Annotated in this window: 10 protein-coding genes; 7 read left to right on the top strand and 3 right to left on the bottom strand. The window is 63.6% G+C overall.

Annotated elements, in window-relative coordinates; all coding sequences use genetic code 11:
- Nucleotides 1–2,161 (bottom strand): heavy metal translocating P-type ATPase (locus O7A61_RS06695; RefSeq protein WP_337129074.1); only part of this gene is annotated, 2,161 nt, incomplete at its 3' end.
- Nucleotides 2,162–2,365: 204 nt separating this feature from the next.
- Between O7A61_RS06695 and O7A61_RS06690 the strand changes: the two genes are divergently transcribed.
- The 3 genes from O7A61_RS06690 to murJ all read left to right on the top strand — a co-directional run bounded on the left by O7A61_RS06690 (nucleotide 2,366) and on the right by murJ (nucleotide 7,730).
- Nucleotides 2,366–3,169, top strand: coding sequence for a glycosyltransferase family 25 protein (locus O7A61_RS06690; RefSeq protein WP_337129073.1), 804 nt, complete (start codon nucleotides 2,366–2,368; stop codon nucleotides 3,167–3,169).
- Nucleotides 3,170–3,283: 114 nt separating this feature from the next.
- Nucleotides 3,284–6,085, top strand: a complete 2,802-nt coding sequence (locus O7A61_RS06685; RefSeq protein ID WP_337129072.1) for a [protein-PII] uridylyltransferase — start codon at nucleotides 3,284–3,286, stop codon at nucleotides 6,083–6,085.
- Nucleotides 6,086–6,131: 46 nt separating this feature from the next.
- The gene (gene murJ / locus O7A61_RS06680; RefSeq protein WP_337129071.1) at nucleotides 6,132–7,730 is read left to right on the top strand and encodes a murein biosynthesis integral membrane protein MurJ; all 1,599 of its coding nucleotides are present in this window, start codon (nucleotides 6,132–6,134) and stop codon (nucleotides 7,728–7,730) included.
- A 30-nt stretch (nucleotides 7,731–7,760) separates the two neighbouring features.
- Here the strand turns inward: murJ and O7A61_RS06675 are convergent, their stop codons facing one another.
- Nucleotides 7,761–7,928 carry a hypothetical protein gene (locus tag O7A61_RS06675; protein ID WP_337129070.1) on the bottom strand — a complete coding sequence of 56 codons (168 nt, stop codon included), beginning with the start codon at nucleotides 7,926–7,928 and terminating at the stop codon, nucleotides 7,761–7,763.
- A gap of 272 nt (nucleotides 7,929–8,200) precedes the next feature.
- Between O7A61_RS06675 and trpS the strand changes: the two genes are divergently transcribed.
- From trpS to O7A61_RS06660, 3 genes are all read left to right on the top strand, one after another.
- A complete protein-coding gene (gene trpS, locus O7A61_RS06670) occupies nucleotides 8,201–9,268 on the top strand; it encodes a tryptophan--tRNA ligase (RefSeq protein ID WP_337129069.1) in 1,068 nt (355 codons plus the stop codon).
- Between the two features lie 117 nt (nucleotides 9,269–9,385).
- On the top strand, nucleotides 9,386–9,877 hold the full coding sequence (locus O7A61_RS06665) for a universal stress protein (RefSeq protein WP_010913128.1): 492 nt from the start codon (nucleotides 9,386–9,388) through the stop codon (nucleotides 9,875–9,877).
- Nucleotides 9,878–10,023: 146 nt separating this feature from the next.
- On the top strand, nucleotides 10,024–10,593 hold the full coding sequence (locus O7A61_RS06660) for a NifU family protein (protein WP_027142904.1): 570 nt from the start codon (nucleotides 10,024–10,026) through the stop codon (nucleotides 10,591–10,593).
- A 156-nt stretch (nucleotides 10,594–10,749) separates the two neighbouring features.
- Here the strand turns inward: O7A61_RS06660 and O7A61_RS06655 are convergent, their stop codons facing one another.
- Nucleotides 10,750–11,367: a L,D-transpeptidase gene (locus O7A61_RS06655; protein ID WP_027142903.1), complete on the bottom strand. Its 618-nt coding sequence runs from the start codon at nucleotides 11,365–11,367 to the stop codon at nucleotides 10,750–10,752.
- A 224-nt stretch (nucleotides 11,368–11,591) separates the two neighbouring features.
- On the opposite strand from O7A61_RS06655, the gene cueR reads away from it, so the two are divergent.
- Complete coding sequence (cueR, locus tag O7A61_RS06650) at nucleotides 11,592–11,981, top strand: Cu(I)-responsive transcriptional regulator (protein WP_337129068.1); 390 nt, start codon at nucleotides 11,592–11,594, stop codon at nucleotides 11,979–11,981.
- Nucleotides 11,982–12,554 lie beyond the last annotated feature (573 nt).

Below are 12,554 nucleotides of genomic sequence, written 5' to 3'. Positions count from 1 at the left end.
CCATGGCGACGCCGGCACCCCTGCCGCGCAGTTCGTCGACGAGCGCTGCCTTCTGTTCCGGCAACAGACCTGCCCGAACCTCGTCGATGCCGAGACGTCCAGCGATCGCCTTGGCGGTGCGCTCATTGTCGCCGGTCGCCATGATGATCCTCAGCCCGCTGTCATGCAGTGCCTTGATCGCCTCGGCCGTGGTCGCCTTGACCGGATCGGCGACGGCGACGATGCCGGCCAGCTTGCCGTCGACAGCGACGAACATCGCCGTCTTGCCATCGCCCTGCAACGCTTCCACGCTGGCCAGGATTGCGGAAACGTCGATGGCGAGATCGGCCATCATCGCGGCATTGCCGAGCGCGACCCTCTTGCCCGATACGGTGCCGGAAACGCCCTTGCCGGTAACCGCTTCGAAGCTGCCGGCCTCGGCGATCTTCACGCCGCGCTGGCCCGCCCCGTCGACGATGGCCTCGGCCAGCGGGTGCTCCGAGCCTTTTTCCAGGGTCGCGGCGTATACCAGCAATTCGTCCTCGGAAAAGCCACTGGCAGCCACGACGTCGGTCAATTTCGGCCGGCCCTCGGTCAGCGTGCCGGTCTTGTCGACGATCAAGGTGTCGACAGCGGCGAAGCGTTCAAGCGCGGCGGCTTCCTTGATCAGCACGCCGGCATGCGCGCCGCGCCCGGTAGCGGTCATGATCGACATCGGCGTGGCGAGACCCAGCGCACAGGGACAGGCGATGATCAGCACCGAAACCGCCGAGACGATGGCGAAGATCAGGCTGGGCTCGGGGCCGAAGACCGCCCAGGCGATGAACGCGGCGATGGCGACCAGGACGACGGCCGGGACAAAATAGAAGGAAACGCGGTCGGCCAAACCCTGGATCGGCGCGCGCGAGCGCTGTGCCTTGGCGACGAGTTCGACGATGCGCGACAGCGTGGTCTCGGCGCCGATCCGTTCGGCGCGCATGATCAGGGAGCCGTTCTTGTTGAGCGTGCCGCCGGTCAAGGCATCGCCTTCGGCTTTCTCGACCGGCAAGGGTTCGCCCGTGATCATCGATTCGTCGATGGAGGAGCGGCCTTCGAGTACCGTGCCGTCGACCGGCACGGCATCGCCGGGCCTGATGCGCAGGCGCTCGCCGGTCTTGACGTCGTCCAGCGGCACATCGCCCTCGGAACCGTCCTCGGCGATCCGCCGTGCGGTCTTCGGCGCGAGGTCAAGCAGAGCGCGGATCGCCGATCCGGTCTTTTCGCGGGCGCGCAGTTCCAGCACCTGGCCGAGGAAGACCAGCGCCACGATGACTGCGGCTGCCTCGAAATAAACCGGCACCGCACCGCCATGGCCGCGAAACTGATGCGGAAAGATGTCCGGGAAGAGCGTGGCGGCGACGCTGTAGAGATAGGCGGCGCCGACGCCGAGCGAGATCAGCGTCCACATGTTGGGGCTGCGGTTGAGGATCGAGTCCCAGCCGCGATGGAAAAACGGGAAGGCGGCCCAGAGCACCACCGGGCTCGCCAGGACCAGTTCGATCCAGACCTTTGCGCGATCCTCGACCAGGCCCTCCAGCGACAGGCCTACCATCGGCGCCATGGCGATGATCAGCAGCGGGAGCGACAGCACCGCGCTCACCCAGAGCCGCCGCGTGAAATCGACCAGTTCGGGATTTGGCCCTTCATTGCCGGTTGGCACGCCCATTGGCTCGAGCGCCATGCCGCAGATCGGGCAGGAGCCGGGCTTGTCGCGGATGATCTGCGGATGCATGGGGCAGGTGTATTGCGTGCCCTTGGGCACCGGCGCCGGCGCCGGCCTGCCGCCGAGATAGGTTTGCGGCGCCGCCTCGAACTTCGCCTTGCAGCCGGCGGAGCAGAAATAAAAGCCTTGGCCTTCATGGCGGACAAAATGTTTCGCCGTCGCGCGGTCGACGCTCATGCCGCAGACAGGGTCGGTCGCCGTCAGGTAGCTTTCCGGCTCGGCCTGAAACTTCGAACGGCAGCGCTCGCTGCAGAAATGATAGAGGCGGCCGCCATGCTCGAATGTCGGTTTGCCGGCGGCCGGATCCACGGTCATGCCGCAGACCGGGTCGCGCAGAACCGCATCCGAGGCGGCCCCTTTCGGCGCGCAACAGCCGCCATGCGAGCCGTGCGTGTGATGATCGTGTTCTGAATGCGTCATTCTAAAATGCCTTGATTGTCACTGCTTCAAAACCCGACGTAGTGCTTCCAGTAACTGGAAGGTCAAGGGCCATTTTGGTTTTGGTTCTCCGAGCCCAGCGGATTGACCGAATGGCAAAAACTGTACACAACCGCGCGCCTACGCTGAAACCGCGCCGCTGCAAATGTATTACACGCTACCTTTCCCGCTGGATCTTTGCCCATAGTGAAGCGCCTGGTCATCAACCTCGATCGATCTCCCGACCGGCTTGCCCATACGACGGCGGAATTTGCGCGCATCGGCCTTGGATTCGAGCGGGTTGCCGCAATCGATGCAAGGGACCATCCGGACCTCATGCTGCAGCGCCAGCATCCACTGCATGCGGTGCGGCGCCTGTCCGGCAGCGAGATCGCATGCCTGCACAGCCATCGCGCCTGCTGGACCATTATCGCGCAAGACGATGCGCCCTATGGCGCCGTCTTCGAGGACGACATCGTGTTTTCGGCGAAAGCCGGTGCGCTGCTTGCCGATACGAGCTGGATTCCGGCCGATGCCGATGTCGTCAAGCTCGAGACATTCTTCCACACAACGGTGATCCAGAGGGAGAGGTTTTCCGTCGGCGGCGGGTTTTCGCTGTTCAGGCTCCGCAAGAACCACATCGGAACTGGCGGTTACCTGCTCTCCCGGCAAACGGCACGTGCCCTTCTCGAGGCGACCGCGGAAGTCAATGTGGCGGTCGACAGTCTCATCTTCGACCCTGCGTTCGCTACGTCGAGCGACAAGACGATCTACCAGCTTGTCCCGGCGCTCTGTGCGCAGGAGCAGTTCGTGGGCAACAGGTTGCCGAGCCTGGTTGAACCGGGACGGGAGGCCGAGTGGGTCGCAAGCGGGCTCGCCGACGGACACAGGATGCCGGCTCTCGCGCGGATCCGCAGGGAGGCCCGGCGGGCAGCGCGGCAGATCACCGATCTCTGCAGGCTGCGGCGGCAGATTGTCGTACCGCTCGCTCCAGTCGAGGCAAACGACTAGAGCGTTTGCCCGGGCAAACGACTAGAGCGTTTGCCGGATCGACACCAGGCCCATACCCAGCGCCGCGAAAACACGCTATAGACGCCGCCCAAAAGGCAGGGCCAACCGGTATCCATGGCGAAAATTTCCCTGAAGCTCGATGAATTGATCGACGGCGAGGCTTTGCGCCGCGAGATGACCGCGCTGACCGCGGCCAGTGCCGGCGACGGTTCCAGCCAGGCCATCCGTGCTGCCGTTCTTCAGCTTCTCAAGCGGCGCCTCGCCGAGGGCCGCAAGACAGCCGAGGCCATGCTGAGGCAAGATGGCGGCGGCAACGCTTGCGCCGAACGGCTGTCGCACCTGATGGACGAGCTGATCTGTGCGCTCTACGACTTTGCCGCGACGCATGTCTACCGGGTGAAGAACCGGTCCTCGGCCGAACGCATGGCGGTCGTTGCCGTCGGAGGCTACGGCCGCGGCACGCTGGCGCCGGGATCCGACATCGACCTCCTGTTCCTGCTGCCCTACAAGCAGACGCCGTGGGGCGAACAAACAGTCGAGTACATGCTCTACATGCTGTGGGACATGGGGCTGAAGGTCGGCCATGCCACCCGCAACATCGATGAGTGCCTCAGGCTGTCGCGCACCGACATCACCATCCGCACCTCGATCCTGGAAGCCCGTTTCCTGTGGGGCGAACGCAAACTCTATGACGAGCTGATGCTGCGCTTCGACCATGAGGTGGTGCGCACGACCGGCCCGGAATATGTGCAGGCCAAGCTCGCCGAACGCGACGAGCGCCATGCCAAGGCCGGCGAAAGCCGCTATCTGGTCGAACCCAACGTCAAGGACGGCAAGGGTGGGTTGCGCGATCTGCAGACGCTGTTCTGGATCGGCAAGTATTTTTACCGCGTGCGCACCGGCGAGGAACTGGTCGAGAAAGGCGTTTTTACCGAGGCCGAGTATCGTGAGTTCCAGAAGGCCGAGGATTTCCTGTGGGCGGTGCGCTGCCACATGCATTTCCTCACGGGGAAGGCCGAGGAGCGGCTGCATTTCGACATCCAGCGCGAGATCGCCGAACGGCTCGGCTATACGACCCATCCCGGCCTGTCGGCTGTCGAACGCTTCATGAAGCACTATTTCCTCGTCGCCAAGGATGTCGGCGACCTGACCCGTATCTTCTGCGCCGCGCTGGAGGAAGAGCAGGCCAAGCATGTTCCCGGCTTCAACCGCATCTTTCTCACCTTCCAGCGCCGCAAGCGCAAGCTTGCCGGCACGTCCGACTTCATCGTCGACAACCATCGCATCAACATCGCCGACGACGGCGTCTTCGAGCGCGACCCGGTCAATCTTCTCAGGCTGTTCTGGTTCGCCGACAAGCACGGGCTGGAATTCCATCCCGATGCGCTGAAACTGCTCACTCGTTCGCTCGGCCTGGTCAACAAGTCGCTCAGGCGCGACGAGGAAGCCAACCGGCTGTTCCTCGACATACTGACCTCGGACCGCAACGCCGAACTCAACCTGCGGCGCATGAACGAGGCGGGGCTGCTCGGCCGGCTGATCCCGGATTTCGGCAAGATCGTCGCCATGATGCAGTTCTCGATGTACCACCACTACACGATCGACGAGCACCTGATCCGCTGCATCGGCGTGCTGGCCGAGATCGAGCGCGGCGACGGCGAGAAGGTGCATCCGCTGTCGCATTCGCTGATGCCGGGCCTGAAGAAGAGCCGCGAGGCGCTCTATGTCGCCGTGCTGCTGCACGACATCGCCAAGGGCAGGCCTGAAGACCATTCCGAGGCCGGCGCCAGGATCGCAAAGCGGATCTGCCCGCATATGGGGCTTTCGCCGGCCGATACGGAAACCGTCGCCTGGCTGGTCGAGAACCACCTTGTCATGTCGATGACGGCGCAGACCCGCGACCTCAACGACCGCAAGACGATCGAGGACTTCGCCTCGATCGTGCAGTCGGTCGAGCGGCTGAAGATGCTGTTGATCCTGACCGTCTGCGACATCAGGGGCGTCGGACCGGGCGTGTGGAACGGCTGGAAGGGCCAGTTGCTGCGTACGCTCTACTACGAGACCGAACTGCTGCTGACCGGCGGCTTTTCGGAAGTCTCGCGCGCCCAACGCACGGCGGCAGCGCGCGAACGCCTGGCGGAGGCGCTCGCCGACTGGCCCGACAAGGCGCGCAAGTGCTATGTCGGGCTGCATTATGAAAACTATCTCCTGACCGTGGACCTGCCGGACCAGCTCCGCCACGCCGAATTCATTCGCGAGACGGACGCGGCTGGCAATAAGCTCGCCACCATGGTCAAGACCCATCAGTTCGAGGCGGTGACCGAAATCACCGTGCTGGCGCAGGACCATCCCCGTCTTCTCTCGGTCATTGCCGGGGCATGCGCCGGGGCCGGCGGCAACATCGTCGACGCGCAGATCTTCACGACAGCGGATGGCCGCGCTCTGGACACGATCCTGATATCGAGGGAGTTCGATCGCGACGAGGACGAGCGCCGGCGCGCCGAGCGCGTCGGCCGGCTGATCGAGGACGTGCTGTCGGGCAAGAGCTGGCTGCCGGAGATGATCGAGAAACGCACCAAGCCAAGGCGCGGATCCAAGGTGTTCAAGATCCCGCCGCGCGCCGAAATCCGCAACGCGCTGTCGAACCGGTTTTCGGTCATCGAGGTCGAGGGGCTCGACCGCCCTGGCCTTTTGTCGGAGATCACCGGGACGCTGTCCGACCTGTCGCTCGACATTGCCTCGGCGCATATCACCACTTTCGGCGAGAAGGTCATCGACACCTTCTACGTCACCGACCTCACCGGCCAGAAGATCGACAGCCCAGCCCGCATCGCCACCATCCGCAACCGGCTGATCGCGACGCTCGAAGGCATCGTGCCGGAACGCGGCGGCAGGGCCAAGGCAGCCGCCGAGTGACGGCCATCATCCCCTTCTCCCAATCCCACAGGCAGTTTGCGAACGCATGAGTCTCGTCAAGAAGTTTGCTACCGTCGCTTCCGGCACACTGATGAGCCGTGCGCTCGGTTTCGGCCGCGAGATGCTGATGGCAGCCGCACTCGGCACTGGACCGGTCGCGGACGCCTTCAACGCCGCCTTCCAGTTTCCCAACACGTTTCGCCGGCTGTTCGCCGAGGGCGCTTTCAATGCCGCCTTCGTGCCGCTGTTCGCCAAGGAGATCGAGACGCACGGCACCGACGGCGCCAAGCGTTTCTCGGAAGAGGTGTTCGGCGTCCTGTTCACGGCGCTCCTGGCGCTGACCATTGCCATGGAACTGGCGATGCCGCTGATCGTGCGCTATCTGGTGGCGCCGGGCTTTGCCGACACGCCGGGCAAATTCGAGACGACCGTCACGCTTGCGACGATCATGTTCCCGTATCTGATCTGCATGTCGCTCGCAGCCATGATGGCGGGCATGCTGAACTCGCTGCGGCGCTATTTCGCGGCGGCGATCGCGCCGGCTTTCCTCAACATCATCCTTATCAGCGTGCTTGGCTACGCCTGGTACCATGGACTGGATGCACATGCTGTCGGCTTCGCCCTGTCCTGGGGCGTGCTGGCGGCGGGCGTGGTGCAGCTTGCCATCGTCTGGGTGGCGGTGCGCAATGCCGGCATCTCGATCGGCTTCCGCCGGCCGAAGATGACGCCGAACGTGAAGCGGCTGCTGATCCTGGCGCTGCCGGCGGCGATCACCGGCGGCATCACCCAGATCAACCAGCTGATCGGAACGGCCATCGCCTCGGCGCAGGACAGTGCCGTCTCCTCGCTGGCCTATGCCGACCGCGTCTACCAGTTGCCGCTCGGTGTCGTCGGCGTCGCGGTGGCGATCGTGCTGTTGCCCGAACTGTCGCGGGCGCTGAAGTCAGGCAACCTGATCGAGGCCGCCAATCTGCAGAACCGCTCCGTCGAATTCACCCTGTTCATGACGTTGCCGGCGGCGGCGGCACTCTGGGTCATGTCGGAACCTATCGTACGGCTGGTCTATGAGCGCGGCGCGTTCGCCGCCAACCATTCAACGCCTGTCGTGGCGGCGATCCTGGCGATCTTCGGTCTCGGCCTGCCGGCCTTCGTGCTGATCAAGGCCTTCACCCCAGGCTATTTCGCCCGCGAGGACACGCGCACGCCGATGATCTTCGCCGCAATCTCCGTGGCGGTGAACGTCGCCACGGCGCTGACGCTGTTCCCGAGGATGGGCGCACCCGGTATTGCCGTGGCTTCGGCCGTCGCCGGCTGGGTCAACGCGTTGATGCTGCTTGCCGTGCTGATCCGGCGCGGCCATTGGGGCCGCGACGTGCCGCTCCTGAAGCGCATTCCGCGGCTGGTGCTGTCGGCGGTGGTAATGGGGGTCGCCCTCTATTTCGCCGAACATTATTTCGCCGTCAGGCTCGGACCCGGCTCGCCGCTGGTCATCAAGGCCACGACGGTACTCGCGCTGGTGGCCGGCGGGGCGACGCTCTATTTCGTCACCGCGTTCGCCACCGGCGGCGCCGATATCGGCATGATCCGGCGCAATGTCGGACGCAGGGGATCGCCAGCGACCAGGGAACAGTCTCCAGATCCGTAAGCCCAACGGTGGCGACGTCGCCGACAAGCATCAGCCTTCGCCAGACAGTTCGTCGTAGACCTGGCGCGGCAGTGCCTCGCGTGCCTGTTTGCCAAGTTCGATCCTGAATTCAGCCCGAAGCCGCGCCGCTGTCTCCAGCGGTGTCTCGCGATCGCGACGGCGCTTGGGCGCGTCCTCGCCGTTAACGGTCACAGGCATTCTATTTCTCATCAGGATCATATGCAGGACACGCCTCGCGATATCATACATGTCGATGTCGTTGCATATCTACAAGTGCGCCGCACAAACAGCGCCCAAAGCAATGGGCCTGTCGATTGCAACTGCTCTTGATCCGGCAATTGCGTTGGTCCATAAGCGCGCCGTCGCAAGGCTTTCGCCGCGCGCGGTTTCCAGCCGCGTGATTGGCTCCGAAAAGTCTGCAACTTTTCGGAATCACGCTTATACGGCCCTCCACAAGCCATGAGGAAACCATGTCCGCCTTCAAGCCACTCGTCTTCTCCGGTGTCCAGCCGACCGGCAATCTGCATCTCGGCAACTATCTCGGCGCCATCAAGAAATTCGTCGCCCTGCAGGATACGTCCGACTGCATCTACTGCGTCGTTGACCTGCATTCGCTGACCGCCCAGCTCGTCTATGACGATCTTGCCGACCAGACGCGGTCGATCACCGCGGCGTTCCTCGCCTCCGGCATCGATCCGAAGAAGCACATCGTCTTCAACCAGTCGCGGGTGATGCAGCATGCGGAACTTGCCTGGATCCTCAATTGCGTCGCGCGCATCGGCTGGATGAACAAGATGACGCAGTTCAAGGACAAGGCCGGCAAGGACCGCGAGAATGCCTCGCTGGGTCTGCTCGCCTATCCCTCGCTGATGGCGGCCGACATCCTGCTCTACCGCGCCACCCACGTGCCGGTGGGCGAGGACCAGAAACAGCACCTGGAACTGACCCGCGACATCGCCCAGAAATTCAACAACGATTTCTCCGACCGCATTGCTGGTCTTGGCGTCGGCGTCGAGATGCAGGTCGGCGAGGAGACGGTGAACGGCTTCTTCCCGATCACCGAACCGGTCATCGGCGGGCCGGCGGCGCGCATCATGAGCCTGCGCGACGGGTCGAAGAAAATGTCGAAGTCGGACCCATCGGACCTGTCGCGCATCAACCTGACCGACGACGCCGACACCATCTCGAAAAAAATCCGCAAGGCCAAGACCGACCCGGAGGCCTTGCCGAGCGAGATCGACGGGCTGGAAAGCCGGCCCGAGGCGGAGAACCTGGTCGGCATCTATGCGGGCCTCGCCGAGATGTCGAAGGCCGACGTGCTGAAAGAGTTCGGCGGCCAGCAGTTTTCCGTGTTCAAGCCGGCGCTGGCCGATCTCGCGGTGGAGAAGCTGGCGCCGATCGCCGGCGAGATGCGCCGCATCCAGGGCGACCGCGCCTATGTCGACGCCGTGCTCCGGGACGGCGGCGAACGCGCCGGGGTGCTTGCCGAGACGACAATGAAGACGGTGCGCGACATTGTCGGGCTGCTGCAGGGCTGAGCCCGATCGTCAACGCGCCGCCTCATATCGGCCAAGACATACTGGCCTGTGGCCGGCGGCTTGCCGCCGGCCTGCCGCGGTGGCAGATTGCGGCCCAAAGATACCGAGTAGGTAGACATGGTCTCCAAACGTCTCAGCCGCGAAGCCGGTCATCGCAGGAAATTCCTGACCATCATCGATGACACGCCGGAATGCGAACGCGCCGTCGCCTACGCCTCGAAGCGGGCGCAGAGCACCAGCGGCACGCTGGTGCTGCTCTATGTCATCGTACCGGACGATTTCCAGCACTGGCTAGGCGTCGAGAAGATCATGCGCGAGGAGGCGAACGCCACGGCGCGCGCGGCGCTCGACGGCTACGCCAACAAGGTGCGCCAGAAGCTCGGCATCGAACCGGAGATGGTCGTGCGCGAAGGCAAGCCTACCGAAGAGATCCATAAACTGATCGAGGAAGACCAGGATATCGCAATCCTGGTGCTGGCGGCCGGCGCCGGCAAGGAAGGTCCCGGACCGCTGGTCGGTGCCGTGGCCGGCAAGGGCGCGGCCTTTCCGATCCCGGTGACCGTGGTGCCGCAGAACCTGTCGGATGAGGAGATCGACAGCCTCGCCTGAGGCCCGCCCGGGATCCAGTTCCCCAGCCAGCAAAAACATTCCGCCAGCCAGCCGTTCCGGCGACGCGTTTCGCTTGAATGTCCAGCCGATAGAGCCTATTTAGAACTATTCCAAACTAGTTGCCCAAAACGGGCATGGAGACGGCCATGTTCATCCAGACCGAGTCGACGCCCAATCCGGCGACGCTGAAATTCCTGCCCGGCAAGGAAGTGCTGCTCGAAGGCACCGCCGATTTCCGCGATGCCGACAGTGCGGCGACGGCCTCGCCGCTGGCTGGCCGGCTGTTCGAAATCCCCGGCGTCACCGGCGTGTTCTTCGGCTATGATTTCATCACCGTGTCCAAGGACGGCCCGGACTGGCAGCACCTGAAGCCGGCAATCCTCGGCGCCATCATGGAGCACTTCATGTCCGGCGCGCCTGTCATGGCCAAGGCCGGCCCCGCCGCCGAGACCAGCCAGACGGGCGAATTCTACGACAAGGCCGACGAGGAGCTCGTCATCACCATCAAGGAGTTGCTCGACACGCGCGTGCGCCCGGCAGTGGCCCAGGACGGCGGCGACATCACCTTCCGCGGCTTCGAGAACGGCACCGTGTTCCTGCACATGAAAGGCGCCTGCGCCGGTTGCCCGTCGTCGACGGCGACGCTGAAGCACGGCATCCAGAACCTGCTTCGCCATTTCGTGCCGGAAGTGCAGCAGGTCGAACAGGTCTCCTAACCGCCAGTTCCCTGCCGACAGACAACAAAAAACCGGGCCGAATTGCCCGGTTTTCTGTTTGGGACGTCCGTTGTTGCCTAGACGGTCCGCGTATGAAAGGCGACTTCCAGTTTAACCACGATGTGCCGAAAAAGCGGGGCTTTCCGGTATTATGGCCTAAAGAACGATGACCTTGGCGCCGACCTCGGCGCGATCGTAGAGGTCGATGACATCCTGGTTCATCAGCCGGATGCAGCCCGACGACATGGCCTTGCCGATCGAGTTCCATTCGGGGCTGCCGTGCAGGCGGTAGCCCATGTCACCGCCCTTGTTGAACAGGTACATGGCGCGCGCGCCGAGCGGGTTCTTCAGGCCCGGATCCATGCCGCCGGCGAACTTGGCGAGTTCGGGCTGGCGCTTGATCATCTGCGAGGGCGGTGTCCAGGTCGGCCATTCGCGCTTGATGGCGATATGGGCGGTGCCGTGCCATTCAAAGCCTTCGCGGCCGACGCCGATACCGTAGCGGATGGCCCGGCCGCCGCCCTCGACGAAGTACAGGAACTTGTTCTGCGTATCGACGATGATGGTGCCCGGCTTTTCCTTGGTGTCGTAGTTGACTTCCTGGCGATGGTACTTCGAAGGCACTTTCTCGATCGGGATCCGCGGCAGCTGGTAACCTGCATCGGTCACCGCGCCATAGTCGTTGGAGAAGATCTGCCCGCCGATGGTGCTGCAACCGGCAATAGCGGTGGACAGCGCCAGTGCGGCGATTATTGCAAGCGACTTCATGCGCATGTGGTGATCCGGTGCCCCGCCTAAACCAGAGCGGCACGAGTCGGCCGCTTTCTCATCATCATTCATGCTGGCATTTGCTTTGCTTGCCAAGCACACGATGCCTATATGCGGGGACTTACATGCTGGTATGCGTGTCACTATGGCATTTCGGCAACATACCTCGCCGGATTGTCAAGGAAATTCAATGGGCCTGAATCGCAGGCCCGCAAAATCGAGGACTCGCCATGAATGTCGGCGACGCCGCCAACCGCTCAGGCCTGCCGGCCAAGACCATCCGCTACTACGAGGAAATCGGCCTGATCGCGCCCGCTCGCGCCGCCAATGGCTACCGCGACTATTCGGGCGACGACATCCACCGGCTGGCCTTCCTGCGCCGCGCGCGCAACCTAGGCTTTTCCATAGACGATTGCCGCCAGCTGATGGCGCTCTACAGGGATCGTGGCCGCGCCAGCCAGGACGTGCGCGCGATCGCCGCCGCCCATGTCATGGCCATCGAGGAGAAGGTGCGCGAGCTGCAATCGATGCGCTCGACGCTGCAGAAGCTGGTTCACGCCTGCCATGGCGACGAGCGGCCGGACTGCCCGATCCTGAATGATATGGCGGGGGCGGCGTGAGCCAGCGACAATGAACCTGTCCGCGCGTTGTGCTCGGCTCTGGACAGAAGAAGGTCGAGGTTCACGGCCCCTTTCCCGAAATCGCGGACGAGTTGGTCTCGGTGCACCGTGGCTTCTGGCAGCGGTAGTGGTTCTTCGCGGCGCCAATCCCCGCTTTCCCCACGGCCCGCCTTGTGGAGGGGCGGGCCGGCCTGGCTAGGAGTTACAACCTTAGCCCGCTTGAATATGTCGCTGGTTGCGCGATTGTCGTTCGCCCCCGTTGACATAGGTGAACGATGGACCGCAGGGAAAAGTCCCCGCCTTTCGTGCCGACCGAAATCCACGTCTGCACAGTCAACGACGACCAAGGCGCCCTCGGCATCCTGTCGATACAGACGACCGAGGGTACCTTGGATATCGCGCTGGATAGAGAATCCGCCGAGGCCATCGTAAGCGCCATCGGATCCATACGGTCTAGGCTGGAAACCGTAGAGACCTAAAAAGAAAGCCCGGGTTGAGACCGGGCTGAATGATGGAGCCGGATGGGATATTCGGCATCACTAATGTAACGCCTCATCATGGCATTTGGATGAA

The organism is Mesorhizobium sp. Cs1321R2N1, assembly GCF_037179725.1.
In the GTDB taxonomy this organism is placed as follows: domain Bacteria; phylum Pseudomonadota; class Alphaproteobacteria; order Rhizobiales; family Rhizobiaceae; genus Mesorhizobium; species Mesorhizobium salmacidum.
This window is presented reverse-complemented; position numbering and strand designations above follow the sequence as displayed.